The 25,171-nt window shown below is 39.6% G+C and carries 20 protein-coding genes and 1 tRNA gene; 14 read left to right on the forward strand and 7 right to left on the reverse strand.

The window, feature by feature from the left end:
- Window positions 1-14 precede the first annotated feature (14 nt).
- The 3 genes from QZ289_RS02080 to carA are packed head-to-tail and all read left to right on the forward strand — an operon-like array spanning window position 15 to window position 3,766.
- Window positions 15-2,021 carry a transglycosylase domain-containing protein gene (locus tag QZ289_RS02080; protein WP_295698681.1) on the forward strand — a complete coding sequence of 669 codons (2,007 nt, stop codon included), beginning with the start codon at window positions 15-17 and terminating at the stop codon, window positions 2,019-2,021.
- 60 nt (window positions 2,022-2,081) lie between these two features.
- A complete protein-coding gene (locus QZ289_RS02085) occupies window positions 2,082-2,627 on the forward strand; it encodes a DUF507 family protein (protein WP_295698683.1) in 546 nt (181 codons plus the stop codon).
- Window positions 2,624-3,766 (forward strand): glutamine-hydrolyzing carbamoyl-phosphate synthase small subunit, encoded by a 1,143-nt coding sequence (carA, locus tag QZ289_RS02090; RefSeq protein ID WP_295698685.1) that lies wholly within the window; start codon window positions 2,624-2,626, stop codon window positions 3,764-3,766. Before QZ289_RS02085 ends, carA begins: the two co-directional genes overlap by 4 nt.
- 117 nt (window positions 3,767-3,883) lie before the next feature.
- Here the strand turns inward: carA and alaS are convergent, their stop codons facing one another.
- The 4 genes from alaS to QZ289_RS02110 all read right to left on the reverse strand — a co-directional run bounded on the left by alaS (window position 3,884) and on the right by QZ289_RS02110 (window position 10,916).
- Window positions 3,884-6,529, reverse strand: coding sequence for an alanine--tRNA ligase (alaS, locus tag QZ289_RS02095; protein ID WP_295698688.1), 2,646 nt, complete (start codon window positions 6,527-6,529; stop codon window positions 3,884-3,886).
- Window positions 6,530-6,542: 13 nt separating this feature from the next.
- Window positions 6,543-7,136, reverse strand: a complete 594-nt coding sequence (locus tag QZ289_RS02100; protein WP_295698690.1) for a phosphatase PAP2 family protein — start codon at window positions 7,134-7,136, stop codon at window positions 6,543-6,545.
- A 396-nt stretch (window positions 7,137-7,532) separates the two neighbouring features.
- The gene (locus QZ289_RS02105; RefSeq protein WP_295698692.1) at window positions 7,533-8,201 is read right to left on the reverse strand and encodes a rhodanese-like domain-containing protein; all 669 of its coding nucleotides are present in this window, start codon (window positions 8,199-8,201) and stop codon (window positions 7,533-7,535) included.
- A 15-nt stretch (window positions 8,202-8,216) separates the two neighbouring features.
- Window positions 8,217-10,916 carry a valine--tRNA ligase gene (locus QZ289_RS02110; RefSeq protein WP_295698694.1) on the reverse strand — a complete coding sequence of 900 codons (2,700 nt, stop codon included), beginning with the start codon at window positions 10,914-10,916 and terminating at the stop codon, window positions 8,217-8,219.
- A gap of 82 nt (window positions 10,917-10,998) precedes the next feature.
- Here QZ289_RS02110 and fliW point away from each other — a divergent pair, with 82 nt between their 5' ends.
- From fliW to QZ289_RS02125, 3 genes are all read left to right on the forward strand, one after another.
- Entirely contained in the window at window positions 10,999-11,424 is a 426-nt protein-coding gene (gene fliW, locus QZ289_RS02115) for a flagellar assembly protein FliW (RefSeq protein ID WP_295698696.1), read from the forward strand.
- 15 nt (window positions 11,425-11,439) lie between these two features.
- The gene (locus QZ289_RS02120) at window positions 11,440-13,473 is read left to right on the forward strand and encodes an ATP-dependent helicase (RefSeq protein ID WP_295698698.1); all 2,034 of its coding nucleotides are present in this window, start codon (window positions 11,440-11,442) and stop codon (window positions 13,471-13,473) included.
- Between the two features lie 402 nt (window positions 13,474-13,875).
- Entirely contained in the window at window positions 13,876-14,301 is a 426-nt protein-coding gene (locus QZ289_RS02125) for a Fur family transcriptional regulator (RefSeq protein WP_295698699.1), read from the forward strand.
- A gap of 95 nt (window positions 14,302-14,396) precedes the next feature.
- On the opposite strand, the gene gltX is transcribed toward QZ289_RS02125, so the two are convergent.
- Complete coding sequence (gene gltX / locus QZ289_RS02130) at window positions 14,397-15,776, reverse strand: glutamate--tRNA ligase (RefSeq protein ID WP_295698701.1); 1,380 nt, start codon at window positions 15,774-15,776, stop codon at window positions 14,397-14,399.
- Window positions 15,777-15,909: 133 nt separating this feature from the next.
- Between gltX and murG the strand changes: the two genes are divergently transcribed.
- Window positions 15,910-16,956 (forward strand): undecaprenyldiphospho-muramoylpentapeptide beta-N-acetylglucosaminyltransferase, encoded by a 1,047-nt coding sequence (murG, locus tag QZ289_RS02135; RefSeq protein ID WP_295698703.1) that lies wholly within the window; start codon window positions 15,910-15,912, stop codon window positions 16,954-16,956.
- On the opposite strand, the gene QZ289_RS02140 is transcribed toward murG, so the two are convergent.
- A complete protein-coding gene (locus QZ289_RS02140) occupies window positions 16,937-17,545 on the reverse strand; it encodes a LysE/ArgO family amino acid transporter (protein WP_295698705.1) in 609 nt (202 codons plus the stop codon). The two genes, murG and QZ289_RS02140, sit on opposite strands and share 20 nt — an antisense overlap.
- Window positions 17,546-17,557: 12 nt before the next feature.
- The gene (locus QZ289_RS02145) at window positions 17,558-18,652 is read right to left on the reverse strand and encodes a CapA family protein (protein ID WP_295698708.1); all 1,095 of its coding nucleotides are present in this window, start codon (window positions 18,650-18,652) and stop codon (window positions 17,558-17,560) included.
- A 79-nt stretch (window positions 18,653-18,731) separates the two neighbouring features.
- On the opposite strand from QZ289_RS02145, the gene QZ289_RS02150 reads away from it, so the two are divergent.
- From QZ289_RS02150 to ffh, 7 genes are all read left to right on the forward strand, one after another.
- Window positions 18,732-18,808, forward strand: a tRNA-Glu gene (locus QZ289_RS02150).
- A gap of 107 nt (window positions 18,809-18,915) precedes the next feature.
- The gene (locus tag QZ289_RS02155) at window positions 18,916-19,671 is read left to right on the forward strand and encodes an exodeoxyribonuclease III (protein WP_295698952.1); all 756 of its coding nucleotides are present in this window, start codon (window positions 18,916-18,918) and stop codon (window positions 19,669-19,671) included.
- A 12-nt stretch (window positions 19,672-19,683) separates the two neighbouring features.
- Window positions 19,684-20,310: a uracil-DNA glycosylase family protein gene (locus QZ289_RS02160; protein WP_295698710.1), complete on the forward strand. Its 627-nt coding sequence runs from the start codon at window positions 19,684-19,686 to the stop codon at window positions 20,308-20,310.
- Window positions 20,307-21,545, forward strand: a complete 1,239-nt coding sequence (locus tag QZ289_RS02165) for a hypothetical protein (protein ID WP_295698712.1) — start codon at window positions 20,307-20,309, stop codon at window positions 21,543-21,545. The genes QZ289_RS02160 and QZ289_RS02165 overlap by 4 nt, the downstream gene beginning before the upstream one ends.
- The gene (locus QZ289_RS02170) at window positions 21,532-21,924 is read left to right on the forward strand and encodes a YkgJ family cysteine cluster protein (protein WP_295698714.1); all 393 of its coding nucleotides are present in this window, start codon (window positions 21,532-21,534) and stop codon (window positions 21,922-21,924) included. The genes QZ289_RS02165 and QZ289_RS02170 overlap by 14 nt, the downstream gene beginning before the upstream one ends.
- Window positions 21,921-23,210, forward strand: a complete 1,290-nt coding sequence (locus QZ289_RS02175) for an ATP-dependent nuclease (RefSeq protein WP_295698716.1) — start codon at window positions 21,921-21,923, stop codon at window positions 23,208-23,210. Before QZ289_RS02170 ends, QZ289_RS02175 begins: the two co-directional genes overlap by 4 nt.
- 575 nt (window positions 23,211-23,785) lie before the next feature.
- Entirely contained in the window at window positions 23,786-25,129 is a 1,344-nt protein-coding gene (gene ffh / locus QZ289_RS02180; protein WP_295698719.1) for a signal recognition particle protein, read from the forward strand.
- The last annotated feature ends 42 nt before the right edge of the window (window positions 25,130-25,171 follow it).

Consider the following 25,171-nt stretch of genomic DNA (forward strand, 5'->3'; position numbering starts at 1 on the left):
GAATGCGATAATTTATGTGGCGGGGTATAAAGTATAGTTTTTTTGTGCTTTCTGTTGCTCTGGGTATAGGCGTATGCGCCTATCTTATCAAGCTTTTTTATGATGTAGAAACCGAAGTGAATAAGATTAAAAACTATCGTTTTTCATTTGCCTCACAAATCGTAGATAGAAAAGATAGGCTGATTGCTAATGTTTTTACTGATGAAAATTTTAGATTCTATGCTACTTTTGATGAAATTCCCCCACGTGTGATAGAATCTCTGCTTGCCGTAGAAGATACATTATTTTTTGAACATATTGGTATCAATCCCGATGCTATATCGCGCGCTATGCTCAAAAACATTAAGAGTATGCGCTATGTTGAAGGTGGAAGCACTCTCACACAGCAGCTTATTAAAAATATCATTCTAAGTCCTGAAAAAACATTGAAGCGCAAACTCACAGAAGTAATGCTTGCCATCCATATTGAGCGGCATTTGAGCAAGGAAAAAATCTTAGAGCTTTATCTTAATCGCATTTCATTTGGACACGGCTATCACGGTATCAAAACGGCTGCATTAGGGTATTTTCACAAAACCCTAAATGAATTAACGCTCAAAGAAATCTGTATGCTTGTAGGTCTGCCCAAAGCCCCAAGCTTCTATGACCCAACTAAAAATAAAGAATATTCAATAGCAAGGGCAAATGATATTATTGATAGGCTCTATGATATTGGTTGGATTAGCAAAGAAGAGCAGCAAAGTGCGCTCAATGAGGTGCCAGAGGTATATAATCAAACACTTACGCAAAATGTAGCTCCTTATGTTGTAGATGAAGTTTTGCGTGAATTAGCACATATTGAGGATTTAAAGACAGGCGGATATTATATTAAGCTCAATATTGACCTTGACTATCAGTTTGCCGCACAAGAAGCTCTTATTTATGGCTATGAGCAAATCAATAAACGTCTTATAGAACGCTATCCTAAAACATTTACAGATTTTGATTTTAGCAATGACACACTTAATGGGGCAATGGTGGTTACAGATACGCATACAGGCGATATACTCGCACTTGTAGGTGGGGTAGATTATGTGAAAAATAAATTTAATCGTGCCACACAAGCTAAAAGACAGCTTGGTAGCTCTATCAAGCCCTTTATCTATCAAAGTGCATTTGATAAGGGTGAGTCTCCGGCTACTTTTGTGCCAGATGTGCCACGTAAATTTGTTACCAAAGGCGCAGCAGAAGTAGCAAGTGATGACACACAAGAAAGTGAAGCCGAAGAATGGCGCCCATCAAACTATACAACAAGATTCAATGGCTTTATGACACTTAAAGACGCGCTCCGCACATCAAGCAATCTTGCTACGATTAATCTTGTGGATCAAAATATCGGCTTCAGTAAGGTGTATCAAGCCCTTAAAAATGATGGTTTTGAGAATCTCCCTGAAAATATGTCTATCGTACTTGGAAGCTTTGAGCTCTCACCCCTTCAAGCAGCACGGCAATACTCTTTGTTTTCAAATTATGGTACTATCCTTAAACCCGCTCTTATAGAATCTGTGATAAACAAAAGTGGGGAGAATATATATAGCTCCCCTAGAGAATCTCGCCATATCACCACTGCAGCCCAAGCGTTTCTAACAATTGATATTTTACGCGATGTGGTTAATCGCGGCACAGGCGCAAGAGCTAGAATGAATGGCTTAGAAGTCGCAGGTAAAACAGGCACATCAAATCGCAATATAGATGCGTGGTTTTGTGGCTTTACCCCTGATGTACAGGCTATCGTGTGGTATGGACGTGATGATAATACACCCATAGGACCACACGAATCTGGCGGTATTGTGGCTCCTCCAGCATTTGCATATTTTTTCTCTAAAGTGCTTACCTTTGACCCGGGCATCACACGTAAATTCCAAATTCCTGAGGGCGTGAAATTCAAAACCCTTGATTATGGGGATTTTTACTATACAGATAATTCACCCTTACCGGTTAAAAAGCCTATTGCCAATATTGAAGAAGAACTTTTATTCTAGCTTAAATCCTTTTTTACTTAAAACTCGTTACAATAGCAAAAATAAAAACAAGGATAAGTGATGAGACTAAAAATGCAGCACGCTCCATATATTGCAAACAAAATCAGTATTGATGTAGGTAATGCTCCCCAAATTGAGCTTTTAGCCCCTATCGCTAATATCGCTCAAAATGCACTTGAAGTTTTGCAAAATAATATTCAAAAGGAACTTGCCATTGATGAAAAAGTGCGTGAGATTCTCGAAGAACGAAGCGATGAAATTGAAGATTTTGGAATGGATGAGCGTGAACTTTTTAGAATGTGTAAGCGACAAATTGCCAAAGAGCAGAATTTTTATCTCGCGTGGGAAGAGCGATGTAGCGATATTTCTCATCAAATTCTTGCTGCTATAATTCCTCTTATCCGTTTTGATGTATCTGAAACCATTGTGAAAAATATTATTTTTAAAGCCATTAATGAATATTCAAAAATTTATGAAAAAGCAGAAGATGCCGTGGTCGAAAAGCTCAAAAAATACAAAAGAAAGCTCGTTTATGGGACAGAGGAATATGATATTGTCTTTGGGAAACTTTATGAAGAAGAATTGCGTAAAAGAGGACTTTTATGAGCCAGAATCTTACAGATGTCAATCTCTATTTTGCCAATGGCTTGCATATTAAGGCAAAAAGCTTTGGTGCGCAGGGGACTTTCATAGGTGAAGTAGTATTTAACACCTCTATGACGGGCTACCAAGAAATCATCACTGATCCTAGCTATTCAGGGCAACTTGTCGTATTGAGTATGCCAGAGATTGGCATAGTAGGCACAAATGCTAAAGATTCAGAATCTGCAAAATGCTCTTGTGTGGGGATTATTGTAGCTTCTTATAATGATTTTACTTCAAATTTCCGCTCAGAACAGAGTTTGGCAGATTATCTTAAAAATCATAATATTATGGGAATCTGCAATGTCGATACACGCAAACTCATTAAAATGCTCACCCATCAAGGTGCAATGATGATGATTGCCTCCACACAGCTCTCACACCTAAACGAACTAAAAAACATCTTAGAACAAACCCCAAGTATTGAGCAGGTTAATTTGATTAAAGAAGTTTCCACGCAAATGCCCTACACACATAAAGATTCTATATTCGATTTCACACAGCTTGATTTTGCCACACCTCCCACGCCTCGCGCAAAGGTTATTGCCATTGACTTTGGCACAAAGACAAATATCCTTAATGAACTTTGTGCAGTGGGCTTAGAAGTAGAAGTTATGCCGCATAACTTTGAAGCTGATAAAATTCTTAGCCGCTTCCACAAAGGCGAGATACAAGGCGTATTTTTGTCTAATGGTCCAGGCGATCCCCTTATGCTCCATAATGAAATCGCGCAAATCAAAAAGCTTATAGAATCTTCCATACCCATTTTTGGTATCTGTCTTGGACATCAGCTTCTATCTATCGCACACGGTTATCCCACCTATAAGCTTAAGTTTGGACATCACGGCAGCAATCACCCGATTAAAAACCTTCAAACCGGAGCCGTAGAAATCACGGCACAAAATCATAATTATTGTGTGCCTGAAACTATTGCAAAGATTGCTACTATCACGCATCGTAATCTTTTTGATTGCACGATTGAAGGTGTAGCTTATAAAGATAAGCCTATTTTTTCTGTCCAGCACCACCCCGAAGCAAGCCCGGGACCAAAAGAAGCAAGGATACTTTTTGAATCTTTTGCTAAATTATGTATAAAAGCATAATCTTGTAACTCAAAGTATTTTTACACTTTATATCTTTTTACAATCAAGAGTAAATTTTGCTTCCCCTAATATTCCACGATAATAAAAATGGCTAAGCAGCCTTGGTTTTACTTGATTTTATCTTAAAGATTCTTTTGCCATATTTTTAGCGAGTTCCATTGCCTCATTGATTTTAGCTAAGTCCTTGCCTCCAGCGGTGGCAAAGTCATCTCTCCCCCCGCCATTGCCTCCTAGCTTTAATGCGACTGCCTTTACCCACTCTCCTGCCTTCAAAGACACATTTTTCACCCCTGCGGTAATGGCAATCTTATTATCAACAACACTTAGTAATAAAATCGCTACTTTTTCATTCTCATTTTTTGCCCTATCGACCGCTTCTTTTGCTGCCTTTGCGTCTATCTCAAGCTTTGAGACGATTAATTTTATGCCATTTATTTCTTCAAAATCAAGGCTTTTAATGCTCTGCTTTGCGGCGGCTACCTTTTCTTTTAGCTCATTTAGCTGCGCTTTTAGCTTCATAATGCCTTGTGATAAATCCTGTGCTTTGAGCATCTCCTTTGCTTCGCTGATAGCTTTTAGCGCATCTTTACCATAAAGATACGCCGCATTCCCGCATACTGCTTCAATACGTCTTACCCCACTAGAGACACTACTTTCTTTGACAATATAAAAGCTGCCAATCTGCGCGGTATTTGATACGTGGATTCCCCCGCATAGCTCAATAGAATCTCCAAAGCTAATTACCCTCACATTCTCGCCATATTTCTCTCCAAAGAGCGCCATTGCGCCCTTCGCCTTTGCCTCATTTATGCCCATAGTCTCGCACTCTTGGGGGCTTCCTGCACAGATGAGGGCATTGACTAAAGATTCTATCCTTTCTAGCTCTGCTTTTGTAATCGCCTTAGGGTGGGAGAAATCAAACCTCAAACGTGTATCTTCCACAAGGCTACCTGCTTGAGCGATATGCTCTCCTAGAATCTTGCGCAAAGCAAAGTGTAGCAAATGCGTAGCGGAATGGTGCTTGATGATTTCTAAACGCGAATTATCTACTTGTGCGATGATATTATCTCCCGCACTAATGGGCTTTAAAGCCTTGATATGTGAGAGATTAAGCCCAAAGTATTTTTGTGTATCAAGCACTTGTGCGATGATGTGTTGATTGTGAGAATCCTTACTCCCCTCATAGGATTTATTTACCTCAAGCAATATGCCTTTATCACCTATTGGTCCGCCAGATTCAGGATAAAAAGGTGTAGATGCTAGCATTACCCAGCCCTCGCTATTTGCCGCTAAAGTATCAATCATCTTAAAATCGCTATCAAGTAATGCTAAAATTGTGCTTTCCTCACACATTTTTTCATAGCCCACAAAGACATTTTCACCAAATTTTTCTAAAAACACATTGAAGTCGCCCTCTTTATTTTTATCCCCACTACCTTTCCAACTCGCCTTAGAGCGGCTTTTCTGTGTGTTCATACAAGATTCAAAAGCTTTCAAATCCACCTCTATGCCCTTATCGCGCAGCATATCCTGTGTCAAATCAAGCGGAAAGCCATAGGTATCATAGAGTTTGAAAGCCACATTACCATCAAAAAGCCCTTTTGTGCGGGATAGTTCCTTGCTAAAAAGCTCCATACCTGATTCAATAGTTTCAAAGAATCTTGTCTCCTCATTTTTGCATTGCTCCATTATCGCATTTTTGCGCTCCAATAAAAAGCCATAATGCTCTCCCATACTCTCACACACGGATTTAACAACCTCAAATAAAAAGGGCTTTCTCAAGCCTAGCAAATAGCCGTGTCGCACCGCACGGCGTAAGATTCTCCGCAGGACATAGCCGCGCCCCTCTCTGTCAAAATTCACCCCTTGGGCTAAGAGAAATGCTACACTTCTAGCGTGGTCGGCTATCACGCGAAAGGAAGCGCTTGTGTGCCTTAGCTCCCCTACATTAGAATCTGTCATTTTTAATAGCTCATCTTCGTGGTAATAACGCTTATTTGTGAGGCTTTCAATACTCTTCATCAAGGGCGCAAAAAGACTTGTATCAAAATTATTAAGCTTTTTTTCTAGCAGGGCTACTACCCGCTCTAAGCCCATACCTGTGTCAATGCTAGGTTTAGGCAGGGGTGTGCGTATGCCATCTTTTTGCTCATATTGCATAAAGACAAGATTCCATATCTCTAGGAATCTATCTCCCTCGCCGCCGAAATAATCCTCGCTTGAGTGGAAAAACTCAGCCCCTTGATCAACATAAATCTCGCTACAAGGTCCGCAAGGTCCTGTATCTCCCATCTGCCAAAAGTTATCTTTATCGCCCATTCTTTTGATACGCTCTGGCGAAATATGCTCACACCATAGGCTAAAAGACTCATCATCGCTCTCGTGAATGGTTACATACAAAAGCGACTTATCAAAACCTAAGACTTGCGTTACAAACTCCCACGCATAGGCTATCGCGTCCTTTTTGAAATAATTGCCAAAGCTAAAATTTCCTAACATTTCAAAAAGCGTATGATGACGTGCGGTGTAGCCGACATTTTCTAAATCGTTATGTTTGCCTCCTGCACGGATACACAGCTGCGAACTCGTGGCTTTTGGTGGAGTAGGTATAGGAATCTTGCCTGTGAAAATGTCCTTAAACTGCACCATTCCCGCATTGGTAAAAAGCAAACTCGCATCATCTGGCACAAGCGGCATAGAATCATAAATTTTATGCCCCCTTTGCGCGAAAAAGTCTAAATACAACTGACGAATATCCCTCATTTACGCTCCTTGCTTAAAACCTATATAAAACATTGAGACTCACGGATGTGTTTCCTTGGACGTCATTTTCAATATTGGGGAGGATAATTGTGTTTTTAGGCTGATACTGCTTTGTGAAGACCCATGAAAATCCCCACGCGATTAACGCCCCCGCACTCACTTGCAATATAGAATGCTTCTTTGCCTCTACTCTTGAAGCAGCTGTAAGCACAGCCAAAATCCCCACAGGAATGGCAGGTTTCCACCCATAGCGATAATACACATATCCTGCCGCGCTAAAAGCCCCCGCTGCGTGTCCGCTGGGCATACCTTTCCAATCATCACAACACGGTCTTTTTGCCCAATTAAGCGCATAACCCTCATTGTGCAAACTACTAAGCCCATATTTGATACCTTCAACTACAAGCTGTGTGCTTAATGTCCCGAGTGCTAACTCCCCCACACCCTCATAATCCTCCATTGCTACGGATACTACCATCACATATAAAGGGAGTAATCTAAAGACATCACCAAATTGCTCGAATTGATTTTCTCGTGCAGCATTTGCTGATGTAGAAAAACACAGCATAAAAACACAAAACAATCCTCGCACACACAATCTTCTCATCTCTATCCTTATTTATGCAAAATAAATGCGCCATTATAGAATTTAAACCTTAAAAAACTCACTTAAGCAAATGTATCTTATTACCCTTAAATGGGATTTGCAATGGAGGATAGGCACAAAGTGTAGAGGCTTGAGTGCATATCCTCGTGGCTTCGCTGCTGTGAGATTTTACAAGTTAAGAGATTCTGCAATTAAAATTTTAAAAGGGTAATCCAGCGATTACGCCATTTTTGCACAAAGCAGAACAAGTAAAGGCGTATATTGGAAGCCGCAATGGGAAAACAACATAGTCTAGTAAAAAGCACAATGAATCTCTTAAGGAGCAAAAATGTGCCTATAGATAGCTAAAGCTAAACTTGATTTATACTTATGCAAAAGGTTTGGATTCTTAAATTCCTACATCTCGCAGCAGTGTGGCACTTCTGTGGTAATGGGAAGCTTTAGCTCTTTCCACATATCAAATCCACCAATAAGCCGATAAAGCTGCGTATAGCCTAAATGTTTTGCCCACATAATGCCTAAATGTGCGCTTCCCACAGGCGCAAATATATGCTCCCCGCTATCATAAAAAACAATCTTAGCATCTTTATTATCCCCTAATAGCTCGATAAACTCCTTTTGCGCACGTGAAAGTCCATCAGCCTCCCAATTCCACTCACTCCCATCATCATTAAGCGATGGGCTTAAGGCAAACTCAAAATGCTTCGCGTGAGGGATAAGCCCAAGATTATAAATCCCTCGTGGCAATGTGGAGATGATGATAAACTCATCGCTCTTAGCAGCAAGGTCATTTGGCAAAATAAGCTCATATCCTGATAACTTAGCGCGTGTGATAAGTGAGCCTATCTCCTCAATTTGCTCATTAGAAACTCCCGCTTTTTGCAATGCATCGCGCATACTTTGCTCTCCTTGCGTATCACCTGCACTCTCTTTTTCTAGCAATGCCACAATCTGCGGATAAGATTCTACGAGTTTAGCACTCTCACTTTTATCCTGCTCTTTTGCAGAATCCGAACAAGCACATAAGAAATACACACATAGCACATATACAAGTAGTTTTTTCATTGGTTACTCCTTAGGTTAAGATGATGATAGCACTTTAAGTTCAGCACAAATCTTATCATATTTTTCTTGTGTCCGTGTTAAACTCAAGCGATTTTGCTCTAGCACGGCTTTAGGAGCATTTTGTATAAATTTTTCATTACCTAGCATAGATTCTAGCTTCGCTATTTCCTTTTCAAGCTTTTGTTTTTGATGGCTAAGACGAGCGACAAAAGAGCTTAAATCAATGCCGCTTAAGCGCACATAGCATTCACAATGCTCACCTACATCGCCCACACAGCCCTCAACCTTTGTTTGCGTAAAGTGCAAGTGCTCTATTTTAAGCATTTTGCATACAAATTGTGTAAGTAAAGACTCATCAAGTGGAGTGTGGATCTTCACATAGACATCGCCAATAGGCGCATTGCCAAGCTCAAACATAGCCTTCAAGCGGCGGATACACACTATCACATCTTGTATTAGCTCAAATTGATGTATTAGCTTAGCTCCTGCATTATCGCTCCTATCCTGTGCCTTAGGATAAGGAGCAATCATAATAGAATCTGCAGATTCTATATCACTCGCGCTAAGGCTATGCCATAAATAATCCGTGATAAAGGGCATATAAGGGTGCAGGAGTAAAAGGGCGGACTTAAAAATTGCGCCTAGCTCATAGATAGAATCTTTACTCGCCTTAGCAAGCTCAATCCCCCAATCGCAAAATTCCCCCCACAAAAAGCGATACAAAATACTCGCGCCCTGCTCAAAACGATAGCTCTCTAACGCCTGACGTACTTCATTTGTCGCTAAACAGAGACGTGCATACATATACTGTCCTAATGGCGTTTTTATCTCCATATCTTTAAGGTTTGCAAAGCCCTTTTGCTTTGCCATCTCGCCGCCAAGCTGCTCTAAATACATATTGAGGAATTGCGTGGCGTTATAAAGCTTGTTTGTAAAATTTTTTGTGTTTTCAAGCACCTGTGTGGAAAGCTTCACATCACGCCCTTGAGCGCATAATATCGCAAGAGTGAATCGCAGCACATCCGCGCCATAGGTTTGTATCATCTCTAAAGGATCAATCACATTTCCCTTGCTTTTACTCATTTTTTGCCCATTTTCATCACGCACAAGGGCGTGGAGATAGACATCTTTGACGGGCAATGCTTGAAGCAAAGATTCCCCGCTTAAAAGCATACGTGCTACCCAAAAAAATAAAATATCAAATCCTGTGATAAGCAGGGAATTAGGATAGAATGTTGCTAAATCCGTATCGTCATAAAGCGAGGATTGAGCTTGTGTATCGCCATTGCCCCAGCCTAGAGTGCTAAACGCCCATAAGCCGGAGCTAAACCACGTATCAAGCACATCTTCATCTTGCTTTGTAATCATCTTATGGCATTTAGGGCAGGTGGGATTCTCACTCTCTGCGGCGACTTTCTCACCGCATTGGCAATACCACACCGGGATTCTGTGCCCCCACCAAAGCTGACGTGAAATGCACCAATCTTTTAACTCCCTCATCCACGCATTATAGTTATTAATCCATTGTGGTGGAAAAAAGCGCAATTCCCCATCATTGACTTTAGCAATCGCCTTTTGTGCGGCTTCCTTTTTGACAAACCATTGCTTAGAGATATAAGGCTCTACGACATTGCCGCAGCGATAGCATTTACCCACTTGATTGCTATAATCCTCTATTTTTTCGATAAAGCCTAGCTCTTGCAATCTCTGCACGATAGCCTCTCTAGCCTCTAGTCTATCCCTCCCCGCAAATTCCCCCGCATTCTCATTTAAAATACCTTTTTGGTCAAACACCACGATTGAAGGGAGATTGTGCCTTTTGCCCACTTCATAGTCATTCATATCGTGCGCGGGAGTTACCTTCACGCAACCACTTCCAAACTCCATATCAACGTGAGAATCCGCGACAATGGGTATAGGGCGATTAAGAATAGGCGAGATTACATTTTTGCCAACGAGATGTTTATACCGATCATCGTTAGGATTTATCATCACGGCAGTATCACCAAAGAATGTTTCCGGGCGAGTGGTAGCCACGATAAGTGCTTGTGTGGAATCTGCAATAGGATAGCGCAAATAGTAGAGTTTGCCGTGATTTTCCTCATACTCTACTTCAATGTCTGATAATGCGCCATCTGCCACGCACCAATTTACCATATAGCAATCCTGCACGATTAAGCCTTGATTATACCATTGCACAAATGCCTTTTTAACAGCATTTTGTAAGCCCTGATCCATTGTAAAGCGTAACCGCGACCAAGCCGGGGTGATACCCAAATGACGCATTTGATTAAGAATCGCCCCGCCGCTTTTTTCTTTCCATTCCCACACTTTAGCGATAAATGCTTCACGTCCTAATGTATCCTTATCTAAGCCCTGTGCTAAAAGCTGCTTTTGTACGACATTTTGCGTGGCAATCCCTGCGTGATCTAAGCCGGGCTGATAGAGCGTTTTATATCCGTCCATTCGCTTAAAACGTGTGATAATATCTTGCAAAGTAAAAGTAAGTGCGTGTCCTATATGAAGCACACCTGTCACATTTGGCGGGGGCATCATAATGCAAAAAGATTTAGGGTTAGGGCTTTGCCATAAGTGCTTATTACCTGCTATCTCAAAATATCCCCTTTCCTCACACAGCCGATAAAATCGTGATTCTATATCTTTATGGGCATAGCCCTTTTTATTTTCTTGCGGATTTTGAGTTGTGGGATTCATAAAATGCCTTTGTGGTATTTAATTTGCTTTAAATTTTGAGTGTATTATAATACCACAATGCTAAAAACAAATGGAGACGAGTATGACTTATGAGCTAAAAATGCCTATTTTGGGCTTTGATGATGTCAAAAAGATAGAATTAGAAAAAATTGATGAGACATTTAGCAAGATTCGCGCACTTGATGGAAGCACACCCTTTGAGATGATTCTTGTTAATCCCTTCTCTTTGCTTAGCAATTATGATGTTACCATTCCTACGGCTGATGAAAAGCTACTTGATTTAGATGAAAGCAGGGGCGATAAGGTAGAGCTATATTGCGTGGTAGTGGTGCAAAAGCCTATTGAAAACTCTATTGTAAATCTTATAGCACCTTTTGTATTTAATCCTGCTAATGGCTTCTGCTTACAGGTTACTACCTTGCCTGTGGCACAATATCCGCAATTTAGCAAGGTGCAGCCTTTAAAAGAGTTTTTATCTAACGAAATTTTACAAACTCTCAATCAATAATCCCCTCTCACTCCTATGCCGCTTTCACAACTTAATGCAGAACAAGCAGCGGCAGCAAGTGCGCCAAGTGGGCATAATCTCATTATCGCTTCAGCTGGCACGGGGAAAACCTCTACGATTGTAGGACGTATCGCCTATCTTTTAAATCAAGGCTATGCGCCTAAAGATATTTTACTCCTTACCTTTACTAACAAGGCAAGTAGCGAGATGATATTGCGCGTGGGGAAAATCTTTAGCGAAGATGTAGCTAAAAATATAGAATCTGGCACATTTCACGCAGTAGCCTATCGCTACTTACGGGAACATCAGCATATCCATCTCAAGCAACCCAAAGAACTGCAAATACTCTTTAAAAGCCTCTATGACAAGCGAGTATTTGTAGATAGAGAGCATAATAAACCATATTCCGCACAATATCTTTATGAATGCTACTCGCTCTTTGTAAATTCTGCTACCAAAAGCTCTTTTGGCACTTGGCTTATAGAGAGAAACCTCCAGCAAGAGCTTTACACGCCTATTTATGAAGACCTTATGGCAGAATTTAGCGAACTCAAAAATACCCATCACTATGCAGACTATAATGACTTGCTTTTGCTATACAGAAAGGCTGTATCGGGGCTTGATAAACCACTTTTTGCCGAAGTGCTTTGCGATGAGTATCAAGATACCAATCCCTTGCAAGATTCTATACTGAATGCGCTCTGTCCGCCAAGCCTCTTTTGCGTGGGGGATTATGACCAAAGCATTTATGCCTTTAATGGCGCAGATATTGGTATTATCAGTAGTTTTAAACATAAATATAGTGACGCGCAAGTTTTCACATTGAGCAAAAATTATCGCTCAAGCAAACATATCTTGCATTTAGCCAATAAAGTCATAGAAAAAAATGAACGCATTTATCCTAAACGTCTAGAGGTAGTCAAGCAAGGAGAATTTGCCCCTCCTAAGCTTATAGTCTATGATGAGCTTTTTTTACAATATCAGGGCATTGCTAAACGTATCGCTACAAGTAACTTGCCCTATGAGGATACGGCGATTATTTTCCGTAACAATTCAAGTGCTGATGGGATTGAGGCGAGTCTAAGAGAGCTAAATATCCCATCTAAGCGCAAGGGAAGTGTGAGCTTTTTTAACACAAAGGAGGTGAGTCTCTTGCTTGATATTTGCTCCCTCGTGCATAATCCGCGTGATATGATGGCGTATATCCACACGCTAAGTTATGGCAAGGGCATAGGCAATAGTATCGCAAAGGATATTTATGAGGCACTTTTTGCCTTAGGTGCAGGAGACTGCCATAAAGGTATGTTTGAGCCAGACCACACTATAAGGGCATATAAGCAAAAGCATAAAAATACACAACTTGGGCTTTTTGATGATTTTTTTACTTTAGAATCTCAAGGGCGATTTGATGCGCACATCTCTCCATCTTTTGCCTCACACCCAATTTTACAGCACCCTAAGATTCACAAAGATGGCGCAATGTTTTTAAGCGATTTTTATGAAATGCTTCATCAAATCCACCATCTTAAAAGTCCTAAAACACTTGTAAGCTATATCACCCAATCTCCATTTTTTGTAGGCATTATGCGCTCACTTGCCAATACAAGGGCGAAAAATAAAGATGGTAGCATTGATAGCACGCGATTTGACAATGTCTTAGAATCTATCAATCGCAAGTGCAAACTTTTGTTTGATTTATCAAAAAACCATAATGATTTGGGCAAGTTTTTAAATGCGATGATTCTAGGCTCAAGCGAAGCCACGGAGGGAAGCGGGGTGCACTTGCTAAGTGTGCATGCAAGCAAGGGGCTAGAGTTTCAAAATGTGTATGTCGTGGATTTAATGGAGGGGAGATTTCCCAATAGAAAGCTTATGAGCAAAAGTGGGAGCTTGGAGGAAGAGAGGAGGCTATTTTATGTAGCTATCACCCGCGCGAAAGAAAATCTTATCCTTTCTTTTGCCAAAAAGGATATGTTAAAAAATATTGATTATGCCCCCTCGGTTTTCTTGTATGAGGGAGAATTACTACACAAAGAGAGTGTGATATAGATTAAGAGTTGCCATATTGCTACGCTGTTGTGGCTATGCCACCGCGTAGTCTTGCTTTGCGGATCTAAAATCCGCTTCGCGCCTAAAGGATACACTTATGACTGCTAACGCATTCATCAAGTGAGTTTCATAGGTTAAATTCACTATTGCTACGCTATTTGCAAGTGTGGATAAGCACTTCGTGCATATATAGCTATGCCACCGCGTAGTCTTACAAATGGGAGCGAAACCTCATAAAGCTACCGCCGTTTTTTTAAGCAAGTCTTATCAAAGCAAAGTTTATACGTAGAATCTAGACAGCATTGTATGCAAAAATCACTTTTATTATGTTTTTATTTGCTTCAAGTTTATATATTATGCGTGATACAAAAACTTTAACACACAAAAAGTGAGGACAAAACAATGATAGGTTTTGAAAAATATTTGCGAGAAAAGCATTTAAAAATCACGCCTCAACGTATTGCGATGCTAAGTCAAATCTATAATAACGGGCATATGAGTGTAGAAGAAATCTACGATCAAATTAAATCAACATATCCTTCTATTTCTTTAGCCACTATTTATAAAAACATAAATGCCCTTTGTGAGGCAAATATTTTACGCGAGATCAAAGCCCCCAAAGATAAGCAAAAATATGAATTAAGTAGCGATAAGCATTTACACGTATATTGTGAGGTATGTGGCAAACTAGAAGATATTAAGCTTGAAACAAGTTATTTGGAAAATGATTGTGGGCAAAAAAGTGGTTATGCCATTTCTGATATTTCTGCTGTGCTTATTGGCACTTGTCCGCAATGCAAAGAAGATAAGCAAAAATTAGATGCTTAAGATTAGGGTATAGCCCTATCTTAAGTTTGTTTGTCTTCAATATGGGTAGTAGTTAAAAACATTATAACCCTACCTCAATCAAATTCATAAACCCCTTATGATGAAATAAGTCTCTTTATTCGCTTACAGCTCTCCTCTTTGCCAAGTATGGCTAGCACCTCGCAGATACCAATCCCGCCGCTTTTGCCTAACAAAGCACATCGTAAAGCGGGCATTAGCTTACCGATTTTAAGTTCATATTTTGCAGCATAATGATGGAGATAAGATTCCATATTTTGCGTAGATTCCCATATATCACTCTCTGCGTCTTTAAATAGATTTTCTAAAGCCATAATAGCAGTGCTATCAAGCTTTGAGCGCATTTTTTCATCATATTCACAAGGAGCATTAAATACATCATTAAATCCTTGTGCAAACTCTACAAGTGTGCGGGAGCGGTCTTTAAGCGCAGGGTAGAGAATCTCACGCACCTTAGGGCTAAGCTTTGGCACATTAAATGCGCTCAAAAGCTCCTCAAGCATAGCATTATCGGTATTTTTAATATAATGCGCATTAAGCCATAAGAACTTATCCTCATTATAGGCACTAGGCGCACTATTAAGGGCATTGGGATTAAACAGCTCTAGCATTTCTTTGAGCGAGAAAATCTCCTTATCGCCATAGCTCCAGCCCAAACGCACAAGAAAATTTAAAATCGCTTCAGGCAAATATCCCATTTTATAGTAATCCATCACTCCCATTGCACCATCACGTTTGCTTAGTTTGCGCCCTTGAGGATTAAGAATCATCGGCACGTGAAAAAATCGTGGAATAGTAAAATTAAGTGCGTCATAAACAATAATTTGCTTTGGCGTATTGCTTAAGTGGTCGTCCCCTCGTATCACATCAGTAACACCCATCAGCGCGTCATCAACTGCTACGACAAAGTTATAAGTAGGTGTGCCATCACTCCGCGCGATGATAAAATCATCAAGTTCCTTAGCTTGAATACATATCTCGCCTTTCACGCCATCGCTAAATCGTATCTCCCCTTCAAGCGGGGCTTTTATACGCACCACAGGGGCAACTCCCGCCGGAGGTGTGCCATCAAAATCGCGATAACGATTGTCATAACGTGGTGTTTGCTTTTTAGCCTCTTGCGCCGCGCGCAGTGCCTCTAGCTCCTCCTTGCTCATATAGCAATAATACGCCTTTTTAGAATCTAAAAGCTGCTTGATGTATTGCTTATAGGTATCAAAGCGCTGACTTTGATACACCACTTCACCATCATATTCTAACCCCACCCAATTAAATGCCTCCACAATTGCTTTTGCCGCTTCTGTGGAATTTCTCGCTAAATCTGTATCCTCAATACGAAGTAAAAACTTACCACCATTTGCCCGTGCATAAAGATAGTTAAACAATGCCGTGCGTAAGCCTCCAATGTGTAAATACCCCGTGGGAGAGGGTGCAAAACGTGTAACAATATGAGCCATTTTATCCCTTTGTGAAACTTCAAATGCGTGAGTAGTATATAGTATTTTAACTTTTAAGTGGCTTTTGTAAGATTCCCAAAATATCATTTTTACACATTATAATACCGCATTCATTTTATGCGTAAGGATAGATATGTTTGCAATCACAGGGGGCGGCACAGGTGGACATTTAGCCATTGCTAAGGCTCTAGGTGAGGCTTTACAAGATGAGGGCAAAGAAGCCATTTATATAGGTTCGACTTTGGGACAGGATAAAGCTTGGTTTGAACATTCCTCACTTTTTAAGCAATGCTATTTTTTGCCCTCTGTGGGCGTGGTGAACAAAAGCGGTTTGGCTAAGCTAAAAGCCCTTTTTATACAATCTCAATGCGTTTTACAAGCACATAAGATTCTAAAAATTCATCAAGTGCAATGTGTGATTAGTGTGGGGGGATTTAGCGCTGGGGGCGCGAGTATAGCGAGTGTGCTATGTAGGATACCGCTTTTTATTCACGAACAAAATGCGATTAAAGGCAAACTCAATGCCATTCTCACACCCTTTGCTAAGGCCATTTTTGGCAGCTTTAAGGCAGATTCTAAACATTTTATCCGCACATCTTATCCGGTAAGAGATGAGTTTTTCACCTCTGCGCGAGTGCGCACACATATAGAGAATCTGCTGTTTTTGGGTGGTTCTCAAGGGGCAAAGGGCATTAATGACTTTGCCTTGCAAATCGCATCTAAGCTTTTAGAGAGAGGAATTACAATCACTCATCAATGCGGAGAGAGGGACTATGAGCGTGTGAAGGCAAAATATGAGGAAATGGGGATTTTAACAGAGATTGAACTTTTTGCCTTTGATACTCATCTTGTCAAGCGTTTGCAAAAGGCAGATATTTGCATAGCACGTGCGGGGGCTTCTAGCTTATGGGAAATGAGTGCAAATGGGCTTATTGGTGTATTTGTCCCCTATCCATACGCGGCAAAGGATCATCAATACTACAATGCGCTTTATTTTACAAATGAGGACTTAGGGCTTTTAATACGGGAATCTGTCCTTGATATAAAGGCGGTTTTAGACTTTTTAGACACTATGCGGGGTGATGCTTTGAGCCAAAAATCGCAGCAAGTAATGGATAAGATTAAACCAAATGGGGCAAAAGAGATTTTAGGGCATATTGCTAGGCTAATGCAAAAATAATAAGACTAATAGCAATGCCAAACATCATACAAGCGACAATCCCTTCAAGTATCCGCCACGCAAGAGGTGAGGTGAAATAGTTTGAAAGTGCATTTGCCCCAAAACCTAGCAGCGCAAACCACGCCATAGAAGCACCTATACAACCTATAAGAAAAGCTACTTGAGATTGAACACTCACTCCAAGACTACCAAGTAAGACAATGGCGTCTAAATATACGTGTGGATTTAGAAGCGTAATGCTAAGGGCTGTTCTAATAGTATGTGAGAGTGATGAATGAGTGCTATCCTTTTGTATGGAAATGCCTTTGTGTGATTGCAAGGCTGCTTTGCAAGAAGATATGCCATAGTAGCATAGAAATATTGCGCCCAAAATCGCTAAAATTTTACTCCATAGGGCAGATTCAGCAAATATACTCCCAAAGCCCAGCACGCCAACACTCATTAGCACCACATCGCACGATACACACGTAGCACATACAAACAAAGTATGTTCTTTTTTAATAGCTTGTTTGATAACAAAGGCATTTTGCGCCCCAATAGCCGAGCAAAGCCCAAAAGAGACGAGGAATCCTTGCCAAAAACTATACATATTGCCATAAGTCTACTGATTTAAAGGACTACTATAGGTATCCATACGTTTGATAATGCGCTCTTTATCCACACCTTCTGCAATAATAGGCTGATAATTATTAAAACTTCGCTCCCCGCTAATACGCACGGGGATAAAACTATGCAATTCGCTCCATTGAGGCAAATGCACGATTTGTTCCACTTTGGGATGAGTGATATAAATCATATCTTTGCTTAAAGATTCAAGTCGTTTTTGTCCATCATTAAAGGCAAAACGCACTTGATAGATAATACTATCTTTATCGGCAGGATTCTTAGCCCCGCCATAGACAAAATTCCCTAGAGAATAAATGATTTTTTTGCCCTTATATTCCTCTATGCCTTGCAGCACGTGCGGGTGATGCCCGATTATTATATCCGCCCCATTATCAATAGCAAATCTCCCAATTTCTTGCTGAATCTTGTTAGGATAATGCTCCCTCTCCTCGCCCCAATGAAAGCTAAATATCACTATATCCGCGCCCTTTTCACGCAAGGCTTTAATCTCATTTTTCACCTGCTCTTTAATGCCAAGATTCCACCCGCGATGTCCTGCCATACCGATTTTTTTGCCCCTTATTTCATAAATGCTTAAAATCCCCTCCCCGCTATAAAAAATCTGTGCGTTTTTAAGATGGGTTTGAGTGTCTTTAAAGCCTTGCATACCATAATCACGCGTATGATTATTAGCAATATTTACTGCCTCTATGCCCCCACGTTTTAGAATCTCCACATAGCTTGGGTCGCCTTTAAATGCAAAAGGCTTGATTAATCTATCGCCATTATGCGTAGTCAAGGGTCCTTCAAGGTTAGCTAGGCTCATATCATCATTTTCAAAGATATGCTTGACTTTAGCAAAAAAGTAGCCATAATCTCCGCCCACTTTCTTAAAATACCAATTAAATGTTTCTCCATTACTCCCATAATAATCCCCGAGGATATTATCGCCTACAAAACTTATGGTGATAATATCCCCCTCTTTTGTGCTTATGCCCTCTGGTTGCACTTCTCCTACCTTGCTACCAAAGCAACCGCCAAGTAGCAAAAGTGAAACTCCATATATCATAATATGCCGATAAAAACGCATTTTTCTCCTTTGTGTGTAAGGCTCTTTACTTGAAAATGGCATTGTAACGAATCTTAAAAAAGTTTGCTATACTTCTGCTGACCCTTTCATCTAGCTGGCTAAGGATACCACCCTTTCTCGGTGGAAACGGAAGTTCAAATCTTTCAAGGGTCGCCACAGGGATAAAACCCTGCTTCTTATCTTATTAAGGATTTATTTGATGGATAGTGAGTATTATCAAGTGAGTCCATAGGTTTAGATTCAATATATTTTAAAGGATTATGGTGAAACTCATCTCGTGGAATGTCAATGGTTTAAGAGCCTGTGTGAATAAGGGCTTTATGGATTTTTTTACCCAAAGCAATGCTGATATATTTTGCATTCAAGAATCTAAAATGCACAAAAATCAGGCGGACTTTGACTTTAAGGGCTATCATAGCTATTGGAATAGTGCAGAGAAAAAGGGTTATTCTGGCGTGGTGGTGCTAAGTAAGCAAAAACCTTTAAATGTGGAATATGATATGGCTATAGCCCATCACGATAAAGAAGGGCGCATTATCACTGCTGAATATGATGAGTTTTATCTTGTCAATGTCTATACGCCCAATGCTAAACGTGAGCTTGAACGCTTGGATTATCGTATGGAATGGGAAGATGATTTTAGAGCATTTGTCGGAAATTTAGGCAAAAAAAAGCCTGTGATTATCTGCGGGGATTTAAATGTCGCACATAAAGAGATTGATTTAAAGAATCCCAAAACCAATCGCCGCAACGCTGGATTCACAGATGAGGAACGTGGCAAAATGAGTGAGCTTTTAGAATCTGGCTTTATTGATAGCTTTCGGTATTTTTATCCCACATTAGAGGGGGCTTATAGCTGGTGGAGCTATATGGGTAAGGCAAGGGAGAATAATACAGGTTGGCGGATTGATTATTTTTTATGCTCAAATGCTTTGCGAGAGCATTTAAAAGATGCGTTTATTTATCCGCATATTTTTGGTAGCGATCATTGTCCGGTGGGACTGGAGCTTGATATATAGCAGGGATTAAGGGTGAAAGCGCAGATTCTTAAATTGCTCCATCTTAAGCAACTCTATGGGAGATATGCCTGTGGAGAGCAATATAGTAGCCATTTTTATCGCCAAGTCCCCGCTGTGCCACTACAAAATAATTTAGAATCTGCAATTAAAAACTGCTCTTTATGTAATCGTATCAAGCATTGTAAAGAACCTAGCATAGGGCTTTTTAATCCCAAAGCTCCGCTTTGCTTTATTAGCGAAATACCCCTTATTGATGAAAAAGGGCAGTTTGTGCAAAATAAAAGTGCACTTATGTTAAAAAACATAATCGAACGTGTTTTTCATCTTTCCATATCGCACACCTGTATTCTTTCATTGGTAAAATGCGATGGGCATAATCTGCATATTGACAAAAGTGAGATACTCTCCTGTATGGGCTTTTGCCTCTCCCAACTGCAGAAAATCGCACCAAAAATATGTATTTTGCTGGGCAATCAAGTAGCAGAGCATATTTTAGGACAACATTTAGAAGGGGGTAGAATTTTATGGCACAATAACAAACAATTTTTGGTTACTTATTCCTTAAATGAACTTGTGCGCAATCCCTCTCTTAAAATAGAAACACACAATCACTTTTTGATTGCAAAGGGACAATTATGAAACAAATTTGCCTAAAAGCATTGATGCTTTTATGTCTATGCGGAATCTTTGCTATAAATGCTGTGGCAAAAAGCTATATCATCTCTCCACTTCCATTGCCACAGCAAGAAGTGCTTAATATCAGCACGGATAAATGTAGCTCTTCGTGTTTGCTCAATTATTTTGCAAAGGGGCAATTTTTCTCATTTATAGCGTTTTTTGACCCACAAAGTGAGAATGCAGAACTCCGCTCAAAACTTGCTAGTGTGCTTGAGGATTTGGGTATTAGCGATGCTATGATACCTACGACATTGCAAAGCAATGCAAAAATTAGACTAGCACTGCTAATGCCAAAAAAAATCATTGGGCGTTATAGTTCAAGCAGTATTGATACAATTTTAGCATACCTGATGGCAAGAGGAAATGATTTTATGTTTGAAGTATTCGATACAGGCGATGAAAGCCCCAATAATCTTGAAAATACTTACGAACGTATTGTGAAAAATCAATATGATTTTGTGATTGCTATTCTTACCCCAAATGGTGCACAGGAGTTTGCAAAGCTTGATATAAGCCTTCCTACCTACCTTCCCACAATCAATAAACATAGTATTCATACCCATATACCTAAGAAACTCCTTTTTGGCGGAATTGATTATGAGGCACAGATTGAACTCTTGCTTTCTTTAACAGGAGATAAAGATATTGTCGCTTATAATGATAGTAGCTCTGTGGGACGGCATCTAGGAGAAATATTAAAAAATAAAAGTGATAAAGTCGTATTTGAAGAAGTTGTAGATTTTCAATCAGCGACAACATTTTCCCAAAAATTAGAAAAACACGAAAAGTTTATTGCTGATAATGTCATCTTTTTTAATACCCCTGTTACCAAAACAGGGCTTATGGCTTCGCAGCTCGCACTCTCTAAGGAAGTGCCAGACAAGCTACTTTCTACGCAAATTAACTTTAACCCCTCACTTTTACTACTGATTCAAAAAGACGATCGCAAGAATCTATTTATCACAAATGTTATCAATAACCAAAACCAACGTCTTGTGGAATATGCAGCATTGCTTGGTGGGGATTTGCGCTATGACTGGGTGAATTATTCTACCGCCATAGGTGTAGAGCAGCTTATTTTGAATCATATTCATCGTGGAAATCATTTCTTTACAGAACGTATTAAAGATTCGCAAGTAGAATACGTAAACAGAATCTATAAAAGTGATGCGAAAAAATTCTATGAGTATAAATAAAGACTATCCTTTTATATTTAATGCAAATGAGTGCAACGGCTGTGGAGGGCGATGCTGCACAGGGCAAAGCGGATATGTATTTGTAAGCGTTTATGAAATGCAAAGAATCGCTTCAGCTCTTGCCTTGAGCTTTGAATCATTTTGTACGCAATATGTGCGTAAGGTCGGGTATCGGTTTTCATTTTTAGAAAAAGCACATTATAATGGCTTAGCCTGCATATTCCTTGATGGTGCAAGCGGCAAATGCAGCATTTATCCTTATCGTCCTAAACAATGCCGCACCTTTCCTTTTTGGGAATCTCACAAAAACCTTGATAGGCATTCTGTTATGCTGCTTAAAAGTCAATGCCCGGGTATATACCCAAAGGAGAAAAAATGAGAATTATAATGGCACTATTTTGCTTTATATGCCTATCTTATGGGGCATTCAATGAAGATGATTATCTTTTTGAAGCATTAGATTATGAGGCACAAAATCAATTTGAGAAAGCACGAGATTTGTATTTAGTGCTTTATGAGGAAACTAAAAAGTTAGAATATTTTAAAGAGGCTATCGTGCTTTCTTCTAGTTTAAATAATCCCTCCGCTACACTTGATTTTGCTAATGAATATATCGCACAAGGAGGCGAAAAAGACTTAACACTGCGTAAAGTATTTTTAGATTGTTATTTGAAGCTAGGTTTGAGTGAGAGAGCCCTTGAAGAAGCAAAAAGTATTGCTAAAAGTGAGCCATCTCCTATACTTGATGATATTTTAGGTTCGCTCCTAGCAAGCAGAGGCGAATACAAAGAAGCATTAAAATATTTAAATCGGGCTTATAATGCGACCAAAAATCCTGATATTGTGCAAAAAATCATTGTCATAGAAATTGCACAATCCCACGAAAAAGAGGCATTGCGAATTTTAAATTCACATATTGAATCTTATGGCTGCACTGGGAGCTTTTGTAAATTTAGCATTGATGTATATGCGAGATTTGCCAAGGTTGATAAAATAGAGCAGTTTTTTGAACATATATTTAATGAAAACCCTACGATTGAGAATGCACGTAATCTTATTCTTATTTATGCCTATCAGCAAAAATTCAAGCAGGCTTCAAATATTGCCGCACAATTCCCCTTTAAAGGACAGATTCTCTTAGATTTGTATGTCGCACAAAAAGATTATCTCAACGCTTCTTTACAGGCAAAATATTTATATGAGGAAAATCAAAATCCTTATTATTTAGCATTAGAGCAAATCTACGCCTTTGAATCCTTAGAAAACAAGCATAATATGACAAAAATACATAGTATTGCAGAGAAACTTAAAACTGCCCTGAATCTTATGCAAACACCTGATAAAGACACACCCAAAGATCATCGTCTTAATGCTTCTTTACAAAACTTCCAAAGTAGTGAAGTGGGATTTTTCCTTAATTTTCTAGGGTATTTGATGATTGATTATGATATTGACATAAAAGAGGGGGTAGGACATGTCAAAAAAGCTTTAGAGATCTCACCGCTTAATCCTGCTTACCTTGATTCCCTTGCTTGGGGATATTACAAGCTTAAAGATTGTGCAAACGCCAAGGAAACCTTTGGTCTTATCCCTCAAAATGATGTAAAAAAAGAACAAGAATTACAAGAACATAAAAATCTTATCGATAAATGTGCCATTCCTTGAGAGTTATTAAGTCTAATTAAATAAAAAAATGATTATTCCAAAGCACGGCGAAATCTTGAAAGCAAAAATACACATACACCAATCTTGTTCATACTTACACCTAAAAACAGCTTTGACAACTTTTAGCATTCTAAAAGCCAGATTCTATAAACGAGTTTTACAATATAAATATCTCAAAACTTTTTGCCTTCATAATTTTTAGATTTCCTCATTAAAAGATGAGAATTTTGAAGCAATTCCCCCAATCTTCACAACTAAGTAATGAGAAAACCATAAGCTATACTCTGCTTTTGACAGAAAGAGGGCACTCTTTTTTATGCTAAAAAGCAAATTATCCTCTGCAAACAATAAGAAGCATAGACTCTCCTTAGTTTTAGAGCAAGCTTAGAGAAAAAGAAATATGCTAATTGAGAGAATAACACCCCCTCTCTCTTTATTTATCAAAAAAGCAAAGCAAAAAGTTTAACCATAATGCAGTGTATAAACACAATAGTTATGATTTTATACACTTTTAGATTATCAAGTAGGATCTTATATTTTCTACACTATAATATCCAAATAAAAAGGAGGCAATGATGTTTGACACCCTGACAAGCTCGTTTAAGAGCATTATGAATAAGATTCGCTTTAGCGATGATGAGAAGGCATTGCAAAGAGCATGTGAGGAGCTAAAAAAGACATTGCTTAAAAATGATGTCTATCATAAGGCTACAAAACATATCGTGCAAGTCGTGCAAGAGCACACAAAACAAGCAGGTATAGGCAAACAGAGCTTTAGTGCCGCTCTGCAACACGCCCTAGCAGATATTTTGCAATCATCAAAAGGCTATGGCATTAGCTTTTCCCCCACTCCGCCAAGTGTGATTGTGATGGTGGGCTTACAAGGAAGCGGTAAAACCACTTCGAGTGCTAAACTCGCGCTTTATTTGAAGCAAAGAGGTAAAAAAGTGCTGCTTGTAGCTTGTGATTTGCACCGTTTAGCGGCTATCGAGCAGCTTAACCAACTCGCCCAAAGCATAGAAGTAGATATTTTCACGCCCAATCTTGCAAGTAAGCCAAATGACGCGATTTGCGTAGCTAAAGAAGCGAGACAAAAAGCTGTAGCGGGACATTATGATGTAGTGATTGTCGATAGTGCTGGGCGATTGGCTATTGATGAAACATTAATGAATGAATTAGCCGCAGTAAAAAAAGCAATAAATGCCACAGAATGCCTCTATGTAGCAGATTCACTAAGTGGGCAAGATGGTATCCGCTCTGCGGGACATTTTAATGAAAAAATTGGCATTGATGGTGTGATACTCTCTAAATTTGATAGCGATACAAAAGGCGGTATAGCCCTCTCCATCGCTTATCAAATCGGTATTCCACTCAAATTCATAGGAAGCGGAGAAAAGGTCGCTGATTTTGATGTTTTCTTGCCTGATAGAATCATATCGCGCCTTATGGGAGCAGGAGATATAGTCTCCTTAGCAGAAAAAACAGCAAGTGTGATAAGCCAAGATGAAGCTAAGCAAATTACCAAAAAGCTCAAGAAGGGGCAGTTTAGCTTTGAGGACTTTATCGCACAAATTGAAAATGTTAAAAAGCTTGGCTCGATGAGCCAAATTGTCTCTATGATACCCGGGCTTGGCAATATGGCAAGTGCATTAAAAGATGTGGATTTAGATAAATCAAGTGAGGTGAAAAATATCCGTGCTATGGTCAATTCTATGACAAAAAAAGAACGTGAGAATCCTAGCCTACTCAATGGTTCAAGGCGCAAAAGGATAGCACTTGGGAGCGGACTAGAGGTAAGCGATATAAATCGTATCATTAAGCAGTTTGACCAAGCTTCCAAAAGGGCAAAAAAGCTCACCCAAAAGGGCGGTATGCAAGAACTTATGAGTATGATGGGAAATTTAAAAATGCCAAAATAATGGTTTAAGAAAAATTTGTCTTTTTGTGTCAATTTATTTGAT

Source organism: uncultured Helicobacter sp. (genome assembly GCF_910577135.1).
In the GTDB taxonomy this organism is placed as follows: domain Bacteria; phylum Campylobacterota; class Campylobacteria; order Campylobacterales; family Helicobacteraceae; genus Helicobacter_C; species Helicobacter_C mastomyrinus.